General features: G+C 70.3%; 24 protein-coding genes. 12 read left to right on the top strand and 12 right to left on the bottom strand.

Annotation, left to right across the window (positions count from 1 at the left end):
• Window positions 1-104: 104 nt before the first annotated feature.
• The 5 genes from IEY79_RS19075 (at window position 105) to IEY79_RS19055 (ending at window position 5,495) form a co-directional block, all read left to right on the top strand.
• Window positions 105-1,628, top strand: a complete 1,524-nt coding sequence (locus IEY79_RS19075; protein WP_189108723.1) for a TldD/PmbA family protein — start codon at window positions 105-107, stop codon at window positions 1,626-1,628.
• A gap of 82 nt (window positions 1,629-1,710) precedes the next feature.
• The gene (locus IEY79_RS19070; RefSeq protein WP_189108722.1) at window positions 1,711-3,108 is read left to right on the top strand and encodes a metallopeptidase TldD-related protein; all 1,398 of its coding nucleotides are present in this window, start codon (window positions 1,711-1,713) and stop codon (window positions 3,106-3,108) included.
• 66 nt (window positions 3,109-3,174) lie between these two features.
• Window positions 3,175-4,452, top strand: a complete 1,278-nt coding sequence (gene tyrS / locus IEY79_RS19065) for a tyrosine--tRNA ligase (protein ID WP_189108721.1) — start codon at window positions 3,175-3,177, stop codon at window positions 4,450-4,452.
• 181 nt (window positions 4,453-4,633) lie between these two features.
• Window positions 4,634-5,008 (top strand): DUF3099 domain-containing protein, encoded by a 375-nt coding sequence (locus IEY79_RS19060; protein WP_189108720.1) that lies wholly within the window; start codon window positions 4,634-4,636, stop codon window positions 5,006-5,008.
• Between the two features lie 229 nt (window positions 5,009-5,237).
• Window positions 5,238-5,495 carry a hypothetical protein gene (locus tag IEY79_RS19055; RefSeq protein WP_189108719.1) on the top strand — a complete coding sequence of 86 codons (258 nt, stop codon included), beginning with the start codon at window positions 5,238-5,240 and terminating at the stop codon, window positions 5,493-5,495.
• Here the strand turns inward: IEY79_RS19055 and moaA are convergent.
• The 3 genes from moaA to IEY79_RS19040 all read right to left on the bottom strand — a co-directional run bounded on the left by moaA (window position 5,478) and on the right by IEY79_RS19040 (window position 8,696).
• Entirely contained in the window at window positions 5,478-6,467 is a 990-nt protein-coding gene (moaA, locus tag IEY79_RS19050; RefSeq protein ID WP_229700958.1) for a GTP 3',8-cyclase MoaA, read from the bottom strand. The two genes, IEY79_RS19055 and moaA, sit on opposite strands and share 18 nt — an antisense overlap.
• Before the next feature lie 211 nt (window positions 6,468-6,678).
• Window positions 6,679-8,328, bottom strand: a complete 1,650-nt coding sequence (locus IEY79_RS19045; RefSeq protein WP_373292579.1) for a monocarboxylic acid transporter — start codon at window positions 8,326-8,328, stop codon at window positions 6,679-6,681.
• Window positions 8,325-8,696, bottom strand: a complete 372-nt coding sequence (locus IEY79_RS19040; RefSeq protein ID WP_189108718.1) for a DUF485 domain-containing protein — start codon at window positions 8,694-8,696, stop codon at window positions 8,325-8,327. Before IEY79_RS19040 ends, IEY79_RS19045 begins: the two co-directional genes overlap by 4 nt.
• Before the next feature lie 235 nt (window positions 8,697-8,931).
• Here IEY79_RS19040 and IEY79_RS19035 point away from each other — a divergent pair, with 235 nt between their 5' ends.
• Window positions 8,932-10,464: a S8 family peptidase gene (locus IEY79_RS19035; RefSeq protein WP_189108717.1), complete on the top strand. Its 1,533-nt coding sequence runs from the start codon at window positions 8,932-8,934 to the stop codon at window positions 10,462-10,464.
• A gap of 49 nt (window positions 10,465-10,513) precedes the next feature.
• Here the strand turns inward: IEY79_RS19035 and IEY79_RS19030 are convergent, their stop codons facing one another.
• On the bottom strand, window positions 10,514-11,176 hold the full coding sequence (locus IEY79_RS19030) for a lysoplasmalogenase (RefSeq protein WP_229700957.1): 663 nt from the start codon (window positions 11,174-11,176) through the stop codon (window positions 10,514-10,516).
• Window positions 11,173-12,006 (bottom strand): sterol desaturase family protein, encoded by an 834-nt coding sequence (locus IEY79_RS19025; RefSeq protein ID WP_189108716.1) that lies wholly within the window; start codon window positions 12,004-12,006, stop codon window positions 11,173-11,175. The genes IEY79_RS19030 and IEY79_RS19025 overlap by 4 nt, the downstream gene beginning before the upstream one ends.
• A 196-nt stretch (window positions 12,007-12,202) precedes the next feature.
• On the opposite strand from IEY79_RS19025, the gene IEY79_RS19020 reads away from it, so the two are divergent.
• From IEY79_RS19020 to IEY79_RS19000, 5 genes are all read left to right on the top strand, one after another.
• Window positions 12,203-13,201: a DEDDh family exonuclease gene (locus IEY79_RS19020; RefSeq protein WP_189108715.1), complete on the top strand. Its 999-nt coding sequence runs from the start codon at window positions 12,203-12,205 to the stop codon at window positions 13,199-13,201.
• Between the two features lie 63 nt (window positions 13,202-13,264).
• The gene (locus tag IEY79_RS19015; protein WP_189108714.1) at window positions 13,265-13,498 is read left to right on the top strand and encodes a metallothionein; all 234 of its coding nucleotides are present in this window, start codon (window positions 13,265-13,267) and stop codon (window positions 13,496-13,498) included.
• 118 nt (window positions 13,499-13,616) lie between these two features.
• Complete coding sequence (locus IEY79_RS19010; RefSeq protein ID WP_189108713.1) at window positions 13,617-14,405, top strand: SURF1 family cytochrome oxidase biogenesis protein; 789 nt, start codon at window positions 13,617-13,619, stop codon at window positions 14,403-14,405.
• Between the two features lie 29 nt (window positions 14,406-14,434).
• Complete coding sequence (locus tag IEY79_RS19005) at window positions 14,435-16,264, top strand: glycoside hydrolase family 15 protein (RefSeq protein WP_189108712.1); 1,830 nt, start codon at window positions 14,435-14,437, stop codon at window positions 16,262-16,264.
• A 5-nt stretch (window positions 16,265-16,269) separates the two neighbouring features.
• A complete protein-coding gene (locus tag IEY79_RS19000; RefSeq protein ID WP_189108711.1) occupies window positions 16,270-17,025 on the top strand; it encodes an SDR family oxidoreductase in 756 nt (251 codons plus the stop codon).
• A gap of 111 nt (window positions 17,026-17,136) precedes the next feature.
• Here IEY79_RS19000 and amaP read toward each other — a convergent pair whose 3' ends face one another.
• Genes amaP through IEY79_RS18975 form a run of 5 tightly spaced genes read right to left on the bottom strand, consistent with a single transcriptional unit; the run spans window position 17,137 to window position 19,472 of the window.
• Entirely contained in the window at window positions 17,137-17,715 is a 579-nt protein-coding gene (gene amaP / locus IEY79_RS18995; protein WP_189108710.1) for an alkaline shock response membrane anchor protein AmaP, read from the bottom strand.
• Between the two features lie 4 nt (window positions 17,716-17,719).
• Entirely contained in the window at window positions 17,720-18,415 is a 696-nt protein-coding gene (locus IEY79_RS18990; RefSeq protein WP_189108709.1) for a DUF6286 domain-containing protein, read from the bottom strand.
• Window positions 18,412-18,756 carry an Asp23/Gls24 family envelope stress response protein gene (locus tag IEY79_RS18985; RefSeq protein WP_189108708.1) on the bottom strand — a complete coding sequence of 115 codons (345 nt, stop codon included), beginning with the start codon at window positions 18,754-18,756 and terminating at the stop codon, window positions 18,412-18,414. The genes IEY79_RS18990 and IEY79_RS18985 overlap by 4 nt, the downstream gene beginning before the upstream one ends.
• A gap of 6 nt (window positions 18,757-18,762) precedes the next feature.
• Window positions 18,763-18,954 carry a hypothetical protein gene (locus tag IEY79_RS18980; protein WP_189108707.1) on the bottom strand — a complete coding sequence of 64 codons (192 nt, stop codon included), beginning with the start codon at window positions 18,952-18,954 and terminating at the stop codon, window positions 18,763-18,765.
• A gap of 35 nt (window positions 18,955-18,989) precedes the next feature.
• Window positions 18,990-19,472 carry an Asp23/Gls24 family envelope stress response protein gene (locus IEY79_RS18975; RefSeq protein ID WP_189108706.1) on the bottom strand — a complete coding sequence of 161 codons (483 nt, stop codon included), beginning with the start codon at window positions 19,470-19,472 and terminating at the stop codon, window positions 18,990-18,992.
• 93 nt (window positions 19,473-19,565) lie between these two features.
• Here IEY79_RS18975 and IEY79_RS18970 point away from each other — a divergent pair, with 93 nt between their 5' ends.
• Window positions 19,566-20,294 carry a hypothetical protein gene (locus IEY79_RS18970; protein ID WP_189108705.1) on the top strand — a complete coding sequence of 243 codons (729 nt, stop codon included), beginning with the start codon at window positions 19,566-19,568 and terminating at the stop codon, window positions 20,292-20,294.
• A 207-nt stretch (window positions 20,295-20,501) separates the two neighbouring features.
• Here the strand turns inward: IEY79_RS18970 and IEY79_RS18965 are convergent, their stop codons facing one another.
• Complete coding sequence (locus tag IEY79_RS18965) at window positions 20,502-21,293, bottom strand: enoyl-CoA hydratase/isomerase family protein (RefSeq protein ID WP_189108704.1); 792 nt, start codon at window positions 21,291-21,293, stop codon at window positions 20,502-20,504.
• 130 nt (window positions 21,294-21,423) lie between these two features.
• On the bottom strand, window positions 21,424-21,642 hold the full coding sequence (locus IEY79_RS18960; RefSeq protein ID WP_023542602.1) for a helix-turn-helix domain-containing protein: 219 nt from the start codon (window positions 21,640-21,642) through the stop codon (window positions 21,424-21,426).
• Window positions 21,643-21,926: the final 284 nt, after the last annotated feature.

Raw genomic sequence — 21,926 nt, 5'->3', positions numbered from 1 at the left:
GTACGGTCACTGTGGGGTCCCTACATAAACGCGGCGAAACCCCGCTCCGTACCGCATGATTCACTGCGGACACCTTTACCGAGGCGTGTGAAAGGGAGGCCGACGTGCCCCACGAGGTAGATCAGTCGTTTCTGGCACTGCCGCTGAGGGCGCTCGCCGACGCGGCCCTCGCCAGGGCGCGTGCGCTCGGCGCCGATCATGCCGACTTCCGGTTCGAGCGGGTACGGAGCGCGGACTGGCGCCTGCGGGACGCCAGGCCCGCCGGGTCGTCGGACTCGACCGATGTCGGGTACGCGGTACGTGTCGTGCACGGCGGCGCCTGGGGGTTCGCCTCGGGGGTCGACCTGACGATGGACGCCGCGGCCAGGGTCGCGGGACAGGCCGTGGCGATGGCGAAGCTGTCGGCGAAGGTGATCGCGGCGGCGGGTTCGGACGAGCGTGTGGAGCTGGCCGACGAGCCGGTGCACGCGGAGAAGACCTGGGTGTCGGCGTACGACATCGACCCCTTCGAGGTACCCGACGAGGACAAGAGTGGACTTCTCGCGGAGTGGAGCGCGCGGTTGCTGCGCGCGGAGGGTGTCGCGCATGTGGACGCCTCGCTGCTGACCGTCCACGAGAACAAGTTCTACGCGGACACGGCGGGCACCGTCACCACACAGCAGCGCGTGAGGCTGCACCCGCAGCTCTCGGCGGTCGCGGTGGACGGTGAGACCGGTGAGTTCGACTCGATGCGCACCATCGCCCCGCCGGTCGGCCGGGGTTGGGAGTATCTGACGGGCACCGGCTGGGACTGGGACTCCGAGCTGGAGCGGATCCCGGCGCTGCTCGCCGAGAAGATGCGCGCGCCGAGTGTCGAGGCGGGGACGTACGACCTGGTGGTCGACCCGTCGAACCTCTGGCTGACGATCCACGAGTCGATCGGGCACGCGACCGAACTGGACCGGGCGCTGGGGTACGAGGCGGCGTACGCCGGTACGTCCTTCGCCACCTTCGACCAGCTGGGGAAGCTGGCGTACGGCTCGTCGATCATGAACGTGACGGGTGACCGGACGGCCGAGCACGGTCTGGCGACGATCGGGTACGACGACGAGGGTGTCGAGGCCCAGTCGTGGGACCTCGTCAAGGACGGCACGCTCGTCGGTTACCAGCTGGACCGGCGGATCGCGAAGCTCACGGGCTTCGACCGCTCCAACGGCTGCGCGTACGGGGACTCGCCGGGGCATGTGCCGGTGCAGCGCATGGCGAACGTGTCGCTGAAGCCGGATCCGGGCGGGCTCGCCACGGAGGATCTGATCGGCGGGGTGGAGCGCGGGATCTATGTGGTCGGCGACCGCTCGTGGTCGATCGACATGCAGCGCTACAACTTCCAGTTCACCGGGCAGCGGTTCTTCCGGATCGAGAACGGCAAGCTCGCCGGCCAGCTGCGGGACGTGGCCTACCAGGCGACGACGACGGACTTCTGGGGCTCGATGGAGGCCGTGGGCGGACCGCAGACGTATGTGCTCGGCGGCGCCTTCAACTGCGGCAAGGCCCAGCCGGGCCAGGTCGCGGCGGTCTCCCACGGCTGCCCCTCCGCCCTCTTCCGCGGAGTGAACATCCTCAACACGACGCAGGAGGCCGGACGATGACGCGGGCCACGGGAATCGGACGGGGGTCCGGGGGTCGCTCCCCGGGTCGGCACAGTCTCAACACGACGCAGGAGGCCGGACGATGAGCACGAGCAGCAGTGGCAAGCCGCACGAGATCGTCGAGCGGGCCCTCGAACTGTCGACCGCCGACGGCTGCGTGGTCATCGCCGACGAGCACTCGACGGCCAACCTCCGCTGGGCGGGCAACTCGCTGACGACCAACGGTCTGACCCGGGGCCGTACGCTCACCGTCATCGCGACCGTCGACGGCAAGGAGGGCACCGCCTCCGGTGTGGTGTCGCGGTCCGCCGTCACCGCCGACGAGTTGGAGCCCCTGGTGCGCGCCGCCGAGGCCGCCGCGCGTGGTGCGGGCCCCGCCGAGGACGCCCGCCCGCTCGTGGAGGCCGGTCCGGTGTCGGAGGACTTCACCGACGAACCGGCCGAGACGACGTCCGCCGTCTTCGCGGACTTCGCGCCCGCGCTCGGTGAGTCCTTCGCGCGCGCCCGGGCCGGCGGCCGTGAGCTGTACGGCTTCGCGAACCACGAGCTGACCTCGACGTATCTCGGTACGTCCACGGGTGTACGGCTCCGGCACGACCAGCCCAACGGCACGCTGGAGCTCAACGCCAAGTCCCCCGACCGCTCGCGGTCGGCCTGGGCGGGGCGGTCGACGCGTGACTTCAAGGATGTGGATCCGGCGGCGCTCGACGCCGAGCTGGCGCGGCGGCTGGTCTGGGCGGAGCGCCGTATCGAGCTGCCCGCGGGCCGGTACGAGACGCTGCTGCCGCCCACCGCGGTGGCCGATCTGCTGATCTACCAGCTGTGGTCGTCCTCCGCGCGGGACGCGGCCGAGGGCCGTACGGTCTTCTCGAAGCCCGGCGGCGGCACCCGCGTCGGCGACACCCTCGCCGAGCTGCCGCTGGCGCTGCGCAGTGATCCGAACGAACCGGGTCTGGAAGCCGCGCCGTTCGTGATCGCGCACGCGTCGGGCGACGACTCGTCGGTGTTCGACAACGGTCTTCCGCTGTCCGCCACGGACTGGGTACGGGACGGCAGGCTGGACCGGCTGGTCACCAGCCGGCACAGCGCGGAGCTGACCGGGCTGCCGCTGGCGCCCGCGGTCGACAACCTGGTCCTGGACGGCGGCGGTGAGCGTTCGCTGGAGGAGATGGTCGCCGGCACCACGCGCGGGCTGCTGCTGACGTGCCTGTGGTACATCCGCGAGGTCGACCCGGCGACGCTGCTGCTGACGGGGCTCACCAGGGACGGCGTCTATCTCGTCGAGAACGGTGAGGTCGTCGGCGAGGTGAACAACTTCCGCTTCAACGAGTCGCCGGTGGACCTGCTGTCGCGCGCGTCGGAGGCGGGCCGGACGGAGAAGACGCTGCCGCGCGAGTGGGGCGACTACTTCACCCGGGCCGCGATGCCCGCGCTGCGAGTGCCTGATTTCAATATGAGTTCGGTCAGCCAGGGCGTATAACCTCGAAGGGGTTCCGGCGTCGTGGACGCCGGACCGACCTGACTCAGCGAAGGAGACGCGAGAAACGTGACGGATATCGTCGACGAGCTGCGGTGGCGTGGGCTGATCGCCCTGTCCACCGACGAGGACGCATTGCGCAAGGCGTTCGCGGACGGCCCCGTCACGTTCTATTGCGGCTTCGACCCGACCGCGCCCAGCCTCCACCTGGGGAATCTGGTCCAGATCCTCACGATGCGCCGGATCCAGCTGGCGGGGAACCGTCCGCTGGGGCTGGTCGGCGGGGCGACGGGGCTGATCGGCGACCCGAAGCCGAACTCGGAGCGGACGCTGAACGAGCCCGAGGTCGTCGGCGAGTGGGTGGGACGGCTGCGCGCGCAGATCGAGCGGTACCTGGACTTCGAGGGTCCGTACGCGGCGACCATGGTCAACAACCTGGACTGGACGTCGGGTCTGTCGGCGATCAGCTTCCTGCGCGACGTCGGGAAGTACTTCCGGGTCAACAAGATGATCGCGAAGGAGGCGGTCGCGCGGCGGCTGAACTCCGACGCGGGCATCAGCTACACCGAGTTCAGCTACCAGATCCTCCAGGGCATGGACTTCCTGGAGCTGTACCGGCGCCACGGCTGCACGCTCCAGACCGGCGGCAGTGACCAGTGGGGCAATCTCACGGCGGGTACGGACCTGATCCACCGGGTCGAGCCCGAGGCGTCGGTGCACGCCCTGGCGACCCCGCTGATCACGAAGGCCGACGGCACCAAGTTCGGCAAGACGGAGACCGGCACGGTCTGGCTGGACCCCGAGCGGACGACGCCGTACGCGTTCTACCAGTTCTGGCTGAACGCGGACGACCGGGACGTCTCCAAGTTCCTGCGGATCTTCAGCTTCAAAACCCGGGCGGAGATCGAGGAGCTGGAGAAGCTGACCGAGGAGCGTCCGCAGGCCCGGGCGGCGCAGCGTGCGCTGGCCGAGGAGCTGACGACACTCGTCCACGGCGCCGAGCAGTGCGCCGGGGTGGTCGCGGCGTCGAAGGCGCTGTTCGGCCAGGGTGAGCTGACCGGGCTGGACGCGCTAACGCTGGCGGCGGCCCTGTCCGAGGTGCCGCACGCGCGGGTGGCGGAGCTGGCGCCGATGGTGGACCTGCTGACCGAGGTGGGCCTGGCGTCGAGCAAGTCGGCGGCCCGCCGCACGGTGAAGGAGGGCGGGGCGTACGTGAACAACACCAAGGTCACGGACGCCGAGGCCGTACCGGACGCCGGGGAGCTGCTGCACGGACGCTGGCTGGTGCTGCGCCGCGGCAAGAAGAACCTCGCCGCGATCGAGGTCACGGCGGAAACGGCCTCCTGAGCCGGGGACACCCGATACGGCCCGGTACGCCCACCCGCGTACCGGGCCGTACGTGACGTGCGGGTACAGGGTGCGACTCCATCAGGCGGTACCCCCTCTCGTAGGAGGCGCACGGCGGGCGTACCGTGGAGCGGATCCGGCACTGGGAGCGGCCGGCGAGGGAATCGGATGGTGGACCGTGATGCGGAAGCAGCGCAGCACCGAGGTTTTCCGTATCACGGGAGCGAGGCGGGGGCTCGACGAGGACGTGCGCGGCAGACAGCGGCGCTATGTCATCTCCATGCTGGTGCGGACGCTCGCGGTGATCCTGGCCGTGGCTCTGTGGAACGTGGAGCGTTATGTGGCGATCGGCTGCCTCGTGCTCGGCGTCCTGCTGCCGTACGTGGCCGTGGTCATCGCCAACGGGGGCCGGGAGAACGCCGGTTCCCTGCCGTCGACCCACCTGCCCCCGCCGGCCCGGCCGATGATCGCTCCCGCGCCCGTGCCGGGTGGAGCGGAATCCGGCGCGCGGTCCGCGAACTTCGAACACCCGGGTCCCCCGCACGGCCGGAGTTGACTCGAACGCTCTCGAAGCTCAAGAAAAGCTCAGATCAATCATGAAGTTCCAGTGCACTTGAGCCGGTTACCCGTGACATACTTTGTAGGCGCTCCGCATCCCCCGTCGGAGCGACGGACCGACGCCGGGCAGCTCCCCCCGTGGCTGCTCGGCGTCGCCTTTTTCGGGGCCGGTCTCCCAGGATCAGCGGCTGTCGGCCACGCCCCCGTCACGCTCTAGGCTTGAGGTCGTGGACCTCTTCGAATCTCCCGGCGCCTCCGTCGGACCCGACGGACCTGTCTGTTCGGCCAAGGGCTGCCGCGCCGCCGCCGTGTGGGTACTGGCCTGGAACAACCCCAAGCTGCACACGCCCGAGCGCCGGAAGACCTGGCTGGCCTGCGACGAGCACCGCGAACACCTGTCGTCGTTCCTCGGTGTCCGCGGTTTCCTCAAGGACGTCGTCACCCTGGCCGAGTGGGAGCGGGACACCTCACCCGCCGATGGCTGACATGGGCCGGTCGGGCTGGAGGAACAGCGGGTCGTCCAGGCCGGAGCCCGCCTTCTTGCCCCACATCGCCAGCTTCCAGAGCGTCGCGACGGCCTCGTCGGTTGCGTCCGAACGCAGGGCCGCGCGCAGGTCGGTCTCCTCGCGGGCGAACAGACACGAACGGACCTGACCGTCGGCGGTGAGCCTGGTGCGGTCGCAGGCCGAGCAGAACGGCCGGGTGACGGAGGCGATGACACCGACCCGGTGCGGTCCGCCGTCCACGAGCCAGCGCTCGGCGGGGGCGGATCCGCGCTTCTCGCCGCCTTCCTCGGTGAGCGTGAAGCGGGTGCTCAGCGACTGGAGGATGTCGCCCGCGGTGATCATGCCGTCACGCTTCCAGCCGTGCTGGGCGTCGAGGGGCATCTGCTCGATGAAGCGCAGCTCGTAGCCGTTCTCCACGGCCCAGGCCAGCAGCTCGGGGGCCTCGTCGTCGTTGAGTCCCGGCATCAGGACGGTGTTGACCTTGACGGGGGTCAGGCCCGCGTCGCGCGCGGCGGCCAGCCCGTCGAGCACGTCCTGGTGGCGGTCGCGCCTGGTGAGGGTCTTGAAGACGTCGGGGCGCAGGGTGTCGAGCGAGACGTTCACCCGGTCGAGACCGGCGCTCTTGAGCGCCTCCGCCGTGCGCTTCAGCCCTATGCCGTTGGTCGTCACGGACATCTTGGGGCGGGGTGCGAGGGCGGCGCACCGCTCGACGATCCCGACGAGGCCGGGTCGCAGCAGCGGCTCACCGCCGGTGAAGCGGACGTCGCGCACGCCGAGCCGGGTCACGGCGATACGGACGAGTCTGACGATTTCGTCGTCGGTGAGGAGATCCGGCTTCGCGAGCCACTGCAGGCCCTCTTCCGGCATGCAGTACGTACACCGGAGATTGCACTTGTCGGTGAGCGAGACTCGCAGGTCGGTCGCCACCCGGCCGTAAGTGTCGATGAGCACTCGTGAGCCCCCTTCCTCGTGGTGCCTCTGGTACCTCTGGGACTGGCGTCTCGGTGCTCGTAGCAGCCGATCTTCCGAGCGTACGGCAGACCTGTGACATCCACAGGGTCCGTTTGCCACGAGGAGAGGCGTGGCCGCGTCGTAGGACTCTACGACGCGGCCACGCCAAAGGCCCGCTCTTCGATTGAATTCGATCAGTGAAGGGACCGGATCAGTGCGCTCCGGTGCCGGTGAGCGACTTGACCTCCAGCTCGGCGTACTTCTTGACGTCGGGCTCCTCCTTGGAGAGGACCGATCCGAGCCAGCCGAGCAGGAAGCCCAGCGGGATCGAGATCAGTCCCGGGTTCTCCAGCGGGAAGAAGGCGAAGTCCACGCCGGGGAACATCGAGCTGGGCTTGGAGGAGACGACCGGCGAGAACAGCACCAGCAGGACGGACGAGGCGAGACCGCCGTAGATCGACCAGAGCGCGCCGACGGTGGTGAACCGCTTCCAGAAGAGGCTGTACAGAAGCGTCGGCAGGTTGGCGGAGGCGGCGACCGCGAAGGCGAGGGCCACCAGGCCGGCGACGTTCAGGTCGCGGGCGAGGGCGCCGAGCGCGATGGAGACGACGCCGATGGCGACGGTCGCCCAGCGGGCCGCGCGCACCTCCTCCTTCTCGGTGGCCTTGCCCCGGCGGATGACGTTGGCGTAGATGTCGTGCGCGAAGGACGACGAGGACGCCAGCGTCAGACCGGCCACGACCGCGAGGATGGTGGCGAAGGCGACCGCGGAGATGATGGCGAGCAGGATGGCGCCGCCGGTGGAGTCTCCGCCGCCGCCGATCTCCATCGCGAGCAGTGGCGCGGCCGTGTTGCCCGCCGGGTTGGAGTCGGTGATCTCCTTCGGGGTGAGCAGCGCCGCGGCGCCGAAGCCCAGGGCGATGGTCATCAGGTAGAAGCCGCCGATGATGCCGATGGCCCAGTTGACCGACTTACGGGCCGCCTTGGCCGTGGGCACGGTGTAGAAGCGGATCAGGATGTGCGGCAGACCGGCGGTGCCGAGGACGAGCGCGATGCCCAGCGAGATGAAGTCGAGCTTCGAGGTCTCGGTCAGGCCGTACTTGAGTCCCGGCTCCAGGAACGCCGAGCCCTTGCCGCTGTTGGAAGCGGCGGAGCCGAGCAGGTCGGAGATGTTGAAGTTGAACTTGAGCAGGACCAGGAAGGTGATGAGCAGGGTGCCCGCGATGAGCAGGACGGCCTTGACCATCTGGACCCAGGTGGTGCCCTTCATGCCGCCGATGGTCACGTAGACGATCATCAGGATGCCGACCAGGGCGACGATCAGGATCTTGCCCGCGTCGCTGGTGATGCCGAGCAGCAGGGAGACGAGCACACCCGCGCCGGCCATCTGGGCGAGCAGGTAGAAGATCGAGACGACGATCGTGGAGGCGCCCGCCGCCGTACGGACCGGGCGCTGGCGCATCCGGTAGGCGAGGACGTCGCCCATGGTGTAGCGGCCGGAGTTGCGCAGCGGTTCGGCGACCAGCAGCAGCGCGACGAGCCAGGCGACCAGGAAGCCGATGGAGTAGAGGAAGCCGTCGTAGCCGAAGAGGGCGATGGCGCCGGCGATACCGAGGAAGGAGGCGGCGGACATGTAGTCGCCGGAGACGGCGAGGCCGTTCTGGAAGGCGGTGAACTGGCGGCCGCCCGCGTAGAAGTCGGCGGCGCTCTTGGTCTGCCGGCCGGCCCAGACGGTGATGACGAGGGTCGCGATGACGAACAGCGCGAAGAGCGTGATGATCAGCGGCCGGTGCTCGCTGGCGTCGGTGTTGGCCGCCAGCTGGATTCCCGCGGCCTCGGTCAGCTGGATGGTCGGGCTCACAGGTCGGCCTCCATACGGGACTTGATCGCCGCGCCCTTGGGGTCGAGCTTCTGCGATGCGAACTTCGAGTAGAACCAGGCGATGAGGAACGTGGTGAGGAACTGACCGAGGCCGAAGACGAAGGCGACGTTGATGTTGCCGAAGAGCTTGGTACCCATGAAGCCGCCGGCGTAGTTGGACAGCAGCACGTAGAGCAGGTACCAGGCGATGAAGGCGATGGTCAGGGGGAAGGCGAAGGAGCGGTAGGTACGGCGCAGTTCGCCGAATTCGGCGCTCTCCTGGACCTCTACGAACTGTGCTGTCGTGGGCTGGGCAGGGGTGCTGGGGTCCGAGTTGCCCTTGGGCGGCGGCGGTCCATCGGTAGCCACGGAATCTCCTCGTGACGCGGGTGCGATAGGGGTGGTCGGGGGGACGCTGACTGAAGGGGTGATGTTGTCCACCCCCTGACAACGGCACGGAGAGCACGTCGAAGTGGTTCAACACCGGCGATTTTCTGACCGAAATCATTGATGAGCAGGGATGATCAGCGATAGCTTCGCTCGTCATGTACCCGTCCATGCGCGCTGTGCGCAGGGGCGGCCTCACGGATGATGTGGAGAACCCATGGCTCATCTGAGATCCAGACGGCGGCACGCACTGGCTCTGCCCGTCGGTCTGGCGCTCATCGCCTCGCTCGGCTTCCTGCCGGCCGGGTCCGCGTCGGCGGCGCCGGTCGACGACATCCCGGCCGCTGTGTCGACGGACGGCCCGAAGCTGTCGTACGTCGTGAACACCAACGGCGGGCACTCCACCGTCAAGTCGGTGAAGAAAGCCATCACCAAGGCCGGCGGAACAGTGGTGATCGCCTATGACCAGATAGGCGTCATCGTCGTCCACTCGCAGAACCCGGAGTTCGGTCAGACGATCCGCAAGGTCCGGGGCGTCGCTTCGGCGGGAGCCACCCGTACGAAGCCGCTGACGGCCCAGACCACCACGGACATCGAGGCCGAGCAGCCGCTGTCCGCCAAGGAGGCGAAAGCCGCCACGGCGAAGGCGTCCGACGAGCAGGACGCGCTGGAGCCCCTCCAGTGGGACCTGCCGGCCATCAAGGCCGACAAGGCGCACAAGAAGTCGCTCGGCAGCAGCAAGGTCACGGTCGGTGTGATCGACACGGGTGTCGACGACACCCACCCCGACCTCGCGCCGAACTTCGACCGTCGCGCGTCGGTCAGCTGTGTGGGCGGTACGCCCAACACGGCGGACGGCGCCTGGCGTCCCGGCCCCGGGGAGAGTGACCACGGCACGCACGTCGCGGGCACGATCGCCGCGGCCAAGAACGGCACCGGTGTCACCGGTGTCGCTCCGGGCGTGAAGGTCTCGGGCATCAAGGTGTCGCAGCCCGACGGCTTCTTCTACACCGAGGCGGTCGTCTGCGGCTTCGTCTGGGCCGCCGAGCACGGCGTCGATGTGACGAACAACAGCTACTACACCGACCCGTGGCTGTTCAACTGCGAGGACGACCCGGACCAGAAGGCCCTGGCCGACGCCGTCACGCGGGCCACCCGGTACGCCGAGGGCAAGGGCATCGTGAATGTCGCCGCCGCCGGCAACTCCGACATGGATCTGGCCGCCGACGAACTCACCGACGGTTCCAGCCCGAACGACACCACTCCGGGCGACCGTGTGATCGACCCGGACGAGTGCCTGGACATCCCGTCCCAGGTGTCGGGTGTCGTCACGGTCTCCGCGACCGGTGCGAAGAACCTGAAGGCGTCGTACTCCAACTACGGCAACGGGGTCATCGACGTCGCGGCGCCCGGTGGCGACCTCACGGTGTATCAGACGCCGGAGGCGCCCGCCGTCAACGGTCTGATCCTGAGCACGCTGCCCGGTGGTGGCTTCGGCTACAAGGGCGGTACGTCGATGGCGTCCCCGCACGCGGCGGGTGTCGCGGCGCTGATCAAGTCGACCCACCCGTACGCCTCGCCGTGGCTGGTCAAGACGTTGCTGAACGTCCAGGCCGACGCGACGTCGTGCACCAACCCGTACGACATCGACGGTGACGGCACCGTCGACGCGGTGTGCGAGGGCAGCAAGTACAAGAACGGCTTCTACGGTGTCGGCGTGGTCGACGCGCTGGACGCCGTCCGCCGCTGAGCACGGCTGCGTGAGTAGCTGAGCGGGCCGTCCCGGTGGGGCGGCCCGCTCAGTCGTGCACGGCGCCGGCCGTCGGGCTCCGCGCGGCGGGCGGGGCGCCGGTGCGGCCCCGCAGGACGCCCGCCGTGAGCAGGGCCTGGGCCGCGACGTAGGTCAGCATGATCCACAGATCGGCGCCCGGCGGCCGGGGCCACTCGGCGACACCGGTGGCGATGAGCGTGTCGGAGAGCAGGAAGAGCGCGCCGCCCGCCCCGGCGAGCGGTCCGAGAGCGGTCGCCCGGTAGGCCATGGCGGCCAGCAGCAGGCTGTAGGCGGCCACGGGGACGCGCAGTTGGGCGGGGAGGCCCGGCCACAGCAGGGCGAGCGTCACGACGAGCACGAGGCCGTATCCCACCGCCAGGTCGGCACGCGTACGGGCGCGGCCGAACAGCGCCAGATAGCAGAGGTGTCCGGCGGCGAAGCACCCCATGCCCGCGAGGAACGCCCCGTCGGCGGAGGAGAGCAGGAACACGTCGCCGCCCCAGCCGAGGAGCAGCGCGGCGACGAGCGGCCGAGGCCCGCCCCGGGCGGCCACGTACGCGGCGAGGAGCGGCATCAGCAGGGGCTTGGCGACGAGTTGACCGGTACGTGAGCCGACGGCTACGCAGACCAGCTCGCCCACGGCGGCCAGTGCGAAGGCCACCAGGAGCGGCTTCGTGAGGCGGCGGCTCACTCGGGCTGCCAGCCGGGCCCCCGGAACACCCGTCCGGCCCGTTCGCGCCAGTCGCGGGCGGCCCGTACGTCGCGTGCGATGGCGGCGTACTCGTGGGTGGCGACCCGCAGCGGGTTGTAGGTCTCTATGTTCTTCGTGAGCCCGTAGACGGGCCGCTCGGTCTCGGCCGCGAAGGAGCCGAAGAGACGGTCCCAGACGATCAGGATCCCGCCGAAGTTGCGGTCCAGATAGCCGCCCTGGGAGGCGTGGTGCACCCGGTGGTGGGAGGGCGTGTTCAGGACGTACTCGAAGGGCCGCGGCAGCTTGTCGATCCGCTCGGTGTGCACCCAGAACTGGTAGACGAGGTTGGCGGACGAGCAGAAGGCGAGCGCCGCGGGATGGGCACCGAGCAGGATGAACGGGAGGTAGAACGGCCAGACGGTGAGCGAGGTCCAGGGCTGGCGCAGCGCGGTGCTGAGGTTGAACTTGCGGCTGGAGTGGTGCACCACGTGGCAGGCCCAGAGGATCCGCACGACATGGTGGCCGCGGTGCGACCAGTAGTAGAAGAAGTCCTGCGCGAGCAGCATCAGCGGGATCGTCCACCACAGGACGGGGACCCGCAGGGGCGTCAGTTCGTACGCCGCCGTGTAGACCGCCACGACGGGGATCTTCCACAGGAGGTCGAAACCGAGGCTGCCGAGCCCCATGGAGAGGCTGGTGGCGGCGTCCTTGCCCGAGTACCCGGCCGCGTCCTCGTCGGGATGGAGCCGGTAACTCACCACTTCGACCAGGGTGAGCAGGACGAAGGCGGGGATCGACCACAGCACGACATCGGGCAGGTTCGGGGGCATGCCAAGCACCGTAGGGGCGGGTGCGCGGCCCCGGCTAGATGTTGTTACTGACAAGTATATGAGACATCCTGTCAGCGGATTTTGGTGACTTCCACCAACGGGTGACCGGACGGCCCGTCAGCACCCGTGCCGTGCGGACCGGGCGACGGCTGGTCAGAGGCGCGTCACGGACTGTCAGTCGTGGCCCGTATTCTCTGTGACCATGCTCGACGACCCCGCGACTTCGACGATGTGGCCGGCCGCGTACCCCGAGGGATACGCGGTCGTCGACGTGGAGACCACCGGACTCGCCCGCGACGACCGGATAGTGTCCGCGGCCGTGTACCGGCTGGACGCGCGGGGCGACGTCGAGGACCACTGGTACACGCTGGTCAACCCCGAGCGGGACCCGGGGCCGGTCTGGATCCACGGACTGACGACCGAAGTGCTGGCGGACGCCCCGCTGTTCAGGGATGTCGCGCGGGAGTTCTCCGAGCGGCTGGCGGACCGGGTGCTCGTCGCGCACAACGCGTTCTTCGACTGGTCGATGATCTCCCGGGAGTACGCGCGCGCGAAGGCGATCGCGCCCACGCGTCAGCGGCTGTGCACCATCGCGCTCGCCAAGGAGCTCCGACTACCGCTGCCCAACCACAAGTTGGCCACGCTCGCCAAGCACTTCGGCGTCGCGCAGCGGCGGGCGCACCACGCGCTGGACGACGCGCGGGTGCTCGCGGAGGCGTTCCGGCCGAGCCTGCACGCGGCGGCCCGGGACGGGGTGCGGCTGCCGCTGCTCGAATGCCTGCCGCTCACGGAGTGGTCGGACAGCCCGGCGAAGCCGCTGATCGGCCATCAGCCGGCGTACCGACCGGCGACCTGGCGGCCGTCGCGCCGGCTGCCGCCCTGTCCGTATCCGAACCCCGGGCGGTACGAGAGCGACAAGCCGCTCGCGCAGGGGATGCGGGTGGCCTTCTCGGGTGACACGTCGGTCGACCGTGAGCTGCTGGAGGACCGGGCCATCGAGGCGGGGCTGCATGTCGCCACCAGCGTCTCGCGGAAGACGAGCCTGCTCGTGACGAACGATCCCCGCTCGGCGACGTCCAAGACGGTGAAGGCGGCGGAGTACGGCACGCCGGTCGTCGACGAGGCCGCGTTCACGCACCTGCTGCGCGACGTGGCGCCCGCCCGGCCCCCGGCGGTGCCCCCGGCAGACGGGTGATTGCGCCGCGACTCGCCCGCTGTCCGCTCGCACACCGCGCCGCCACGTCCCAACCTGTGGCGCATGGCACGTTGCGAAGTCTGCGGAAACGAATACGGCATGTCCTTCGAGGTGCACGCGCAGGGCGCCGTGCATGTCTTCGACTGCTTCTCCTGCGCCATCCACCGCATGGCGCCCGTCTGTGAACACTGCCGCGTCCAGATCATCGGCCAGGGGGTCGAGGTCGAGGGCCGGTGGTTCTGCGGCGCCCACTGCGCCCGCGCCGAGGGGAAGGCGGGCATCGTCGACCGGGTGTGAGGGCTGTTCGACAGGCGTACGGACGGGCGTACGGGCACTCGGCCGGCGGGGCGGGGCGCAGTCCCGGCGGCCGGACCCGCTGCCGGGCACGGCGGAGCCGCCGGGTACCGTCAAAGGCGTGTACCGGTTCCTCTTGTCACGGCAGTGGGTGATTCTCACCCTGCTCGCCCTCGCCCTCATCCCCGTGATGATCGAGCTCGGCTTCTGGCAGCTGCACCGGCACGAACACCGGGTGGCGCAGAACACACTGATCGCGGACAACCTCAAGACGAAGCCGGTCCCGGTCACCGAGCTCACCTCCCCCGGCCACACCGTGCCGCGCGCCGACTTCTGGCGGCAGGTCGAGGCCACCGGCACCTTCGACACGGCGCACGAGGTCGTCGTACGCCGCCGGACCAACGCCGACGAGACCGTCGGCTTCCACGTCCTGACCCCGCTCGTGCTCGGCGACGGCCGCGCGGTCCTCGTCAACCGGGGCTGGATCCCCTCCGGCGCGGACCAGCGCTCCTTCCCCGACATCCCGGCCGCGCCCAAAGGCGAGGTCACCGTCACCGGCCGCCTCAAGGCCGACGAGACGACCGGCACCAGCGGTATCAAGGAGCTCAGCGACCTCCCGGACCGCCAGGTCATGCTGATCAACAGCGAGCAGCAGGCCAGGTCACTCGGCCGGACCGTCCTCGGCGGCTACATCGAGCAGACCGCCCCCGCGGCGGCCGGCGGCAGCCCCCGGCAGATCCCCGAGCCCGACTCCGGCTCCATCGGCCCGCACATGGCGTACGCCGTGCAGTGGTGGCTGTTCACCGCCGGCGTTCCCGTGGGTTGGGTCATTCTCGTACGGCGCGAAAGGCGCGACCGCGCGGCGGGCGCCGCACGCGGCGCCCCCGAGCGCGAGACCGCCGCCGCATAACGCGCCTGTCCTGCGGGAACAGGGCAGAAGTGACCCAACGCATCGAGGACTACGCCCTCATCGGCGACTTGCAGACCGCGGCTCTCGTCGGCATGAACGGCTCCATCGACTGGTTGTGCCTGCCACGCTTCGACTCGGCCGCGTGCTTCGCGTCCCTGCTCGGCAACAAGGAGAACGGCCACTGGTCGCTCGCCCCCCGGGGGGCGAGCCGCTGCACCAGCCGCCGGTACGTGGGCGAATCGCTCGTGCTGGAGTCCCTCTGGGAGACCAGGAGCGGCACGGTGAAGGTCACCGACTTCATGCCACAGCGGGATGTCGCGCCCGATGTCGTACGCATCGTGGAGGGCGTCAGCGGCTCGGTGGAGATGAGCGCCACTCTGCGGCTGCGCTTCGACTACGGCTCCATAGTGCCGTGGGTGCGCAGGACCGACGGGCAGCGCGTCGCCGTCGCCGGGCCCGACTCGGTCTGGCTGCGGAGCATCTCGCGGGCCCGGCCGGTCGGCGGTGAACTGGCGCCGAACGAGAAGCCGTTGGTCAAGACGTGGGGGCAGGAGTTCAGCACCTGTTCGTCGTTCACCGTCGGCGCCGGGGAGAAGGTCGCCTTCGTCCTCACCTGGCACCCCTCGCACCTGCCGCGCCCCGATCTGGTCGACCCGTTCGAGGCCCTGGAGCACAGCAAGGCGGACTGGGAGGAGTGGGCGGGACTCTGTACGTACAAGGGGCCGTACCGCGAAGCCGTCGTGCGCTCCCTGCTCACGCTGAAGGCGCTCAGCTACGCCCCGACGGGCGGCATCGTGGCGGCGCCCACGACCTCGCTCCCCGAGGAGCTGGGAGGCGTACGGAACTGGGACTACCGCTACTGCTGGCTGCGTGACTCCGCGCTCGTCCTGAACGCCCTGCTGTCCGCGGGTTACGTGGACGAGGCCAGGGCCTGGCGCGACTGGCTGCTGCGGGCGGTCGCCGGTGACCCCTCCGACCTCCAGATCATGTACGGGGTCGCCGGCGAACGGCGGCTCCCGGAGACGGAGTTGCCGTGGCTGAGCGGTTACGCGGGCTCCCGCCCGGTCCGCACCGGGAACGAGGCGGTCCAGCAGCTCCAGCTCGACGTGTACGGCGAGGTCATCGACTCCCTCTACGTGGCGCGGGAAGTCGGCCTGGCCGGGCAGCCGCACGCCTGGGACCTCCAGCTCGCCCTGCTGGGCTTCCTGGAGTCGAAGTGGCGCGAGCCGGACGAGGGACTGTGGGAGGTGCGCGGCCCCCGGCAGCACTTCGTGCACTCCAAGGTGATGGCGTGGGTCGCCGCGGACCGCGCCGTGAAGACGCTGGAGGCGGATCCGTCGCTGCGCGGCGATGTGAACCGGTGGCGGACGATGCGCGACGAGGTGCACCGGGAGGTCTGCGAGAAGGGTTTCGACCCGGTTCGCAACACCTTCACGCAGGCGTACGGTTCGACGGAACTGGACGCGGCGACACTCCTGATCCCGCGCTTCGGCTTTCTGCCGCCGGAGGATCCACGGGTGGTGGGCACGGTCGACGCGGTGCGGGCGGAGTTGGGAGGGGACGGGCTGGTGCACCGCTACAGCACGGAGAGTTCGTCGGTCGACGGACTGCCGGGCGGCGAAGGAACGTTTCTCGTCTGCTCGTTCTGGCTGGCGGACGCCCTGCTCATGACCGGTCGCAGAGAGGAGGCGACGGAACTCTTCGAGCGCCTTCTCGCCCTCTGCAACGACGTCGGTCTGCTCGCCGAGGAGTACGATCCGGCGATCGGCCGGCAACTGGGCAACTTCCCGCAGGCGTTCAGCCACATCGGTCTCGTGGGGACGGCCCTCGCCCTGGCCGAGGAGGACGAGGCAGGATAGGGGCCATGGATCTTGGACTGAAGGACCGCGTCTACGTCGTCACGGGCGCGTCCAGGGGGCTGGGTCGCGCGTCCGCCGAAGCGCTGGTGGCGGACGGGGCGAAGGTGGTTGTCACCGGGCGGGACGAGAAGTCCGTCACGGAGGCGGCGGAGTCGATCGGCCCGAACGCGTTCGGCGTGGTCGCGGACAACGCCGATCCCGCTGTCGCGGAGCGTCTGATAGCCGTGGCACGTCAGCGGTTCGGCGGCTTCGACGGGATCCTGATCAGCGTCGGCGGCCCGGCGCCGGGGCTCGCGCTGGACACGACGGACGAGCACTGGCGGTCGTCGTTCGACTCGGTCTTCCTCGGCGCGGTACGGCTGGCGCGTACGGCGGCCACGGAACTGGGTGACGGCGGGGTCATCGGTCTCGTCCTGTCCGGTTCGGTCTACGAGCCGATCCGCGGTCTCACGATCTCCAACGGCCTGCGGCCGGGCCTCGCGGGATTCGCCAAGTCGCTCGCCGGCGAGGTGGGTCCCCGCGGCATCCGTGTGATCGGCCTGCTGCCCGCCAGGATCGACACGGACCGGGTCCGTGAACTGGACTCACTGGGCGGCGACCCGGCGGCGGCGCGGGCGGCGCAGGAGGCCCGGATACCGTTGCGCCGCTACGGCACGCCGGAGGAGTTCGGGCGTACGGCCGCGTTCATGCTCTCGCCGGCGGCGTCGTACCTGACGGGCCTGATGCTCCCGGTGGACGGCGGCACCCGCCACGGCTACTGACGATCCCCGCCCCGCCGCCATTCCGCCCCCCCTGGGGCCTGAGCCGGGCGGGCCTTTTCAGCTGAGGGAAAGGACGGGTCGGGGAACGGGCCCGCGCAGCGACCCGTCCACCTACGTCACCCGCTGCGCCCGGTGCTTGGCGGCCCGCAGCCTCGCCTCCGTCGGCAGCGCCGCCAGCCCCGCCGAGTCCCGCGCATGCGCCACGGCTTCCTCCGTCAGCTCCTCCAGCGCCTGCCCAGGCACCGCGTGCGGCTCCAGCAGCAGCCGTACCCGCGCCTCCGGCGCCGTGCGCCTGCCCGTCAGGCGGACCCGGGCGCGGGCCACACCCTGCAGCGACTCCGCCTCACTCTGCAGCACGTTCTCCAGGGCCCGGCCGCGCAGCAGCGCGCCCTCGCCGTTGCCGCTCTCGACCAGCACCTCCCCCAGCCGCGCGCGCCGCAGTTGGGACAGCAGCCACCAGAGCATCAGCAGTACCAGGACCGTGAGCACCGCGATGACGACCGGCCACCACCAGCCCTGGGCGCTCCACCGGTCCCGGTCCGCGCGGCTCAGCAGCACGTCGTGCTTGCCGGTGTAGGGCCACCAGGACGGCACGGACACGCCCAGCCCCGTCGCGAGCACCCCGCCGCCCACGCAGAGCAGCGCCAGCCCGACGACGCCCAGCAGGACACGGTTGACGACTCTGAGCATCCCGTCATCCCTTCTTCGGCCGGCGGACACGTACGGAGAGCGCCGGCGGATCGACGAGGCCCAGCTCTCCGATACCGGCGGTGAGAGCGGTGTCGAGATCGGCGCGTACGTCGTCGAGTTCACGGAAGTGGGCCAGGGCCCGCACCCGGACCTTCGAGCGTCGGGCGCGCACCTTGACGGACTGCACACCGGCGACTTCGAGCGCCCGGTCGCGCAGCGCCAGCGCCGCCGCGTCCCGGTCGAGCCCGGCCCGTACGCGCGAGGGGCCGCGCCGCATCGGCAGCACCTGCCGCAGTCCCGGTGTCAGGGCGAGGGCGATCAGCCAGAGGCCGACGAGCCCGGCGACACCCGATCCGACCAGGAGCCAGGTGTCGTCCAGGGGCACGGTGGCGAGCTGGTCGGCCAGCCACCGGCGCCAGTACATGGCCGGATGTTCGGCGCGTACCGCCGCGACGTCGTACAGCACCAGGGCCGCCGCGCCGAGGAGGATCGCCGCGACCACGGCGGCCGGGATCCGGCGCCAGGACCAGAAGCGGCCGGCCTTGGCGTCCCCGTCACCATCCCCGTCACCGGCACCGTGCTCCAGCGTCGGGCGCCGCGGTTCGTACCGCGCGGCGGAGGACGACTGGTCCAGCTCGACCACGTCGGCGCGGACGGAGCCCGGGGAGCTTTCGGTCCCCTTGCCCTCCGGCTCGCTCATTGGGTCCTCCCCTGTGCCGCGCGGGTGTGGACGGAGTGGAGCTGTTCGACCCTGACCACCACTTCGGGCACCTCCATCCCCGCCAGAGCATGTACCCGCTGGACGACCCGGTGACGCACCGCGCCGCACTGGGCGCCGATGTCGGAGGGGTAGTCCAGCTCGACACCGATCCGTACGCGCGCCACGCCGTGGTTGACAAGGACGCCCGCGTGGGGCGCCGTACCGCCGTCCGGTACGCCGCCCAGTGCCTCCCGCGCCGCCTGCGCCGCGATCTTCGCGACGACGCGGTCGGCGATCGTGGTCGCCCCGCGCTCGGCGGCCGCCACCCGCTCACCGGCCACAGCCGGTCACCTCCGACGTTCGTCGCGACCGCGACCGCGGAAGAAATCGCCCGCTTCCAGATCGCCGTCGAGGAACCGGCCGGCCACGAACCCGACCGCGCCCAGGGCGGCCACCAGCAGAAAGGCTCCGAAACCGCCGAAGTATCCGGCGAACGCCAGGGCCATACCGGCCAACAGGCCGACCAGCGCCATGTTCATCTAGTGACTCCTCTTCGGTCTTCCGGAAACGGCCGTTACTGGAGCCGTGACTCGGAATCGTCGTCCTCTTCGTCGGGCAGCTTCACATCGCTGACGGCGATGTTGACCTCGACGACCTCAAGGCCCGTCATCCGTTCCACCGCCGAGATCACGTTCTCCCGTACATCACGGGCGACATCGGAGATCGACACGCCGTAGTCGACGACGATCTCCAGATCGATCGCGGTCTGCACCTCGCCGACCTCGGCCTTCACGCCGCGCGAGACGGACTTGGTGCCGCCGGGGACCCTGTCCCGTACGGCGCCGAAGGTGCGGGACATGCCGCTGCCCATCGCATGGACGCCGAGCACGTCGCGTGCGGCGAGGCCGGCGATCTTCTCGACGACCCCGTCGGCGATGGTGGTCCGGCCGCGGGTGCCCGGGTCGCCGCCGCCCCTCTTCATGGCGGCCTTCCGTTGCTCATCGGCCGACGTCTTGGCGGCGGGCTCGGACTCGTTGCGCTGTGCGGTGTCAGACATAGCGATTCGCCCCTTTCCGGGCGCTGATGGACTCGATGTACACATTAGGGCGCCTTGCCCGGTCTCGCGCCGGGAATGCGGCAGTCTGGGGCCATGACGACTGGGCAGGGCGAGAAGGACGCGGACGGCTGGACCGCGGCGGTACGCGCACGGCTCGACCTCGGCCGGCTGCTCCCCCTCGGTGAGACGGCGGACGGGGCGTGGCTGGCCGAACGGGCGGCGACAAGCGCGCTCCGGCGTGCGGCGACGGAAGTGCGGGGGGCCGAACTGGGCCGGCTGAGGATCTGCCTGGCCGACCCCGGTTCGGCGGAGCCACCCGCCGTGCCCCCGCCGCCCAGTGCGCTGCCGCCGGGGGCACTCCGTATCGAGGGGGACTTCGCCGCGGTCGCGGGCGAGCCGCTGCCGGACGTGGCCGAGCGGGTGCGCATGGCGCTGCACACGCACGCGGTGGACCGGCTCGGTCTGCGGGTGACGGAGGTCGATCTGCGGGTGACGGCGCTGCTGGAGGAGGAGCCGGACGCCCGTGCCGAGGGCGGGGCCGGGAATTCCGTGGCGGGCACTGAGCCCTTCGGGGTAACCGCCGTGGCCCCGAAGGGCACGGCGGCCGTGATCGCGGCGAACGTCCCCGGCGTGGCCCATCTGTCGGGGTCGCTCGGTACGCCGGTGCTGGTGACCAAGGGCCATGTCCGGATCGAGCTGGCGACGTCGCCGGGCCACCACCCGTCGGAGGTGGTACGCGCCGTCCGCCGGGCGGTCACGGCATCACTGCCGAGTCACCCGACGGTGGCGGTACTGATCACGGCGGTCGACGCGACGGACTGAGCCGCGAAGACCGGCCCGGCCGCACTCGGCCGACTCCGACAACGCAGGGGGCACCTCCCGTGCCCGAAGGGCTACGGGGGAGAACGCGCGTTGTCGGGTCGCCCGAGTACGGCCCGGTACGAGGGCGGTCCTCCGCCCTGGGATCGCACGCACCAGACGCCGTGGGCCCCGCCCCGCGGGCGGACGACGCTACTTCCGGAACACGCCCTAGTCGCCGAGGCCCGCCAGGTCGCGCAGACGGCGGGCCTGGGCCGCGCGCTCGGCGGCGCGCTGTTCGTCGTAGGTGCGTGACGAGGCGCCCTGCAGCAGGGCCTTCGTCTCAACGGTGGCGTCGCGCGGCGCGGCGAGCAGCGCGGCGGTCAGGTCCTTCACCGCCTCGTCGAGCTCCGCGGGCTCCACCACCAGATTGGCCAGGCCCGTGCGTTCGGCCTCGTCCGCCTGGACGAAGCGGCCCGTCGCGCAGATCTCCAGCGCGCGGGCGTGGCCGACCAGGCCGACGAGGGGATGCGTACCGCCGAGGTCGGGGACGAGCCCCAGGCTGGTCTCGCGCATGGCGAACTGCACGTCCGACGCGACGACGCGCAGGTCGCAGGCGAGCGCCAGCTGGAATCCGGCGCCGATGGCGTGACCCTGGACAGCGGCGATCGACACGATGTCGCTCCGGCGCCACCAGGTGAAGGCGGACTGGTACGCGGCGATGACCGCGTCCAGGTCCGTGTCGGAACGGCGTGCCAGCTCCGGAAAGGAAGGTTCACCGTCGAAGCCCTCGGGGCTGAACGCCTGCCGGTCGAGGCCCGCGGAGAAGGACTTGCCTTCGCCGCGCAGCACGACGACCCGCACGCTGCCCGGCAGTGACCGCCCGGCTTCCGTCAACGCCCGCCACAGAGCGGGAGACTGAGCGTTGCGTTTGTCCGGGTTGGTCAAGGTCACCGTGGCAACCGCGTCCTCGACGGTGAGCCGTACGCCGTCCTTGTCGAGTACGGGATCGAGCGACGTCATGGGGTGCCTCCGGTTCGGTGCAGTCAGCTCAAATTAGCCAAGTGACTGCACAGTAACCACCCGGTCGACCGCGACGACCGGCCGGGTGGTCACCGGCGGAACCGGTGGCCGGAGAAGCCGTACGCGGTCGTCAGGCCGAGGCCTTCTTGCCGCGTGTCGCTCCGCCGCGTCCCCGCAGCGTGACTCCGGATTCACTGAGCATCCGGTGGACGAATCCGTATGACCGGCCCGTTTCCTCGGCCAGTGCCCGGATACTCGCACCGGAGTCGTACTTCTTCTTCAGGTCTGCCGCGAGCTTGTCGCGCGCGGGGCCGGTTACCCGGCTGCCCTTCTTCAGAGTCTCGGCCACCCGTGCCTCCTCATGGAAGTGCGCTCTGGACTTCTCATGATCACCCCTCGGGCCGCTCCTGGCCACCCATTCAGCAAGGTTCGCACCACAAGCTTCGACGGAGCGCAGCATTCGAACACGAACGGAATTACTACTTCCAGAGCGGCGTATGCAGGCAGAACACCGAAGGCGCATAAGAAACAGCAGGTCAGGACTGGTGTGCCGGAGAGCTGATCCAACTGGTCACGGAACGGCTTGATCGTCGGCGCGCCACGCCAAAGTACGAGACGCACTCACTCAGATGA

It is taken from the genome of Streptomyces camponoticapitis, from assembly GCF_014646115.1.
In the GTDB taxonomy this organism is placed as follows: Bacteria; Actinomycetota; Actinomycetes; order Streptomycetales; family Streptomycetaceae; genus Streptomyces; species Streptomyces camponoticapitis.
The sequence above is the reverse complement of the archived record's forward strand: the minus strand, read 5'-3'. Positions and strand labels throughout refer to the sequence as shown.

What these genes read in the sequence shown, in the direction of transcription:
- IEY79_RS19025 (WP_189108716.1), bottom strand. Translation starts at nt 12,006, where the DNA reads ATGCCCCCGAACCTGCCCGATGTCGTGCTGTGGTCGATCCCCGCCTTC.
- IEY79_RS19070 (WP_189108722.1), top strand. Translation starts at nt 1,711, where the DNA reads ATGAGCACGAGCAGCAGTGGCAAGCCGCACGAGATCGTCGAGCGGGCC.
- IEY79_RS19015 (WP_189108714.1), top strand. Translation starts at nt 13,265, where the DNA reads ATGGCACGTTGCGAAGTCTGCGGAAACGAATACGGCATGTCCTTCGAG.
- IEY79_RS18965 (WP_189108704.1), bottom strand. Translation starts at nt 21,293, where the DNA reads ATGACGTCGCTCGATCCCGTACTCGACAAGGACGGCGTACGGCTCACC.
- IEY79_RS18990 (WP_189108709.1), bottom strand. Translation starts at nt 18,415, where the DNA reads ATGAGCGAGCCGGAGGGCAAGGGGACCGAAAGCTCCCCGGGCTCCGTC.
- amaP (WP_189108710.1), bottom strand. Translation starts at nt 17,715, where the DNA reads ATGCTCAGAGTCGTCAACCGTGTCCTGCTGGGCGTCGTCGGGCTGGCG.
- IEY79_RS18970 (WP_189108705.1), top strand. Translation starts at nt 19,566, where the DNA reads ATGACGACTGGGCAGGGCGAGAAGGACGCGGACGGCTGGACCGCGGCG.
- IEY79_RS19000 (WP_189108711.1), top strand. Translation starts at nt 16,270, where the DNA reads ATGGATCTTGGACTGAAGGACCGCGTCTACGTCGTCACGGGCGCGTCC.
- IEY79_RS19060 (WP_189108720.1), top strand. Translation starts at nt 4,634, where the DNA reads ATGCGGAAGCAGCGCAGCACCGAGGTTTTCCGTATCACGGGAGCGAGG.
- IEY79_RS18975 (WP_189108706.1), bottom strand. Translation starts at nt 19,472, where the DNA reads ATGTCTGACACCGCACAGCGCAACGAGTCCGAGCCCGCCGCCAAGACG.
- IEY79_RS19035 (WP_189108717.1), top strand. Translation starts at nt 8,932, where the DNA reads ATGGCTCATCTGAGATCCAGACGGCGGCACGCACTGGCTCTGCCCGTC.
- IEY79_RS18980 (WP_189108707.1), bottom strand. Translation starts at nt 18,954, where the DNA reads ATGAACATGGCGCTGGTCGGCCTGTTGGCCGGTATGGCCCTGGCGTTC.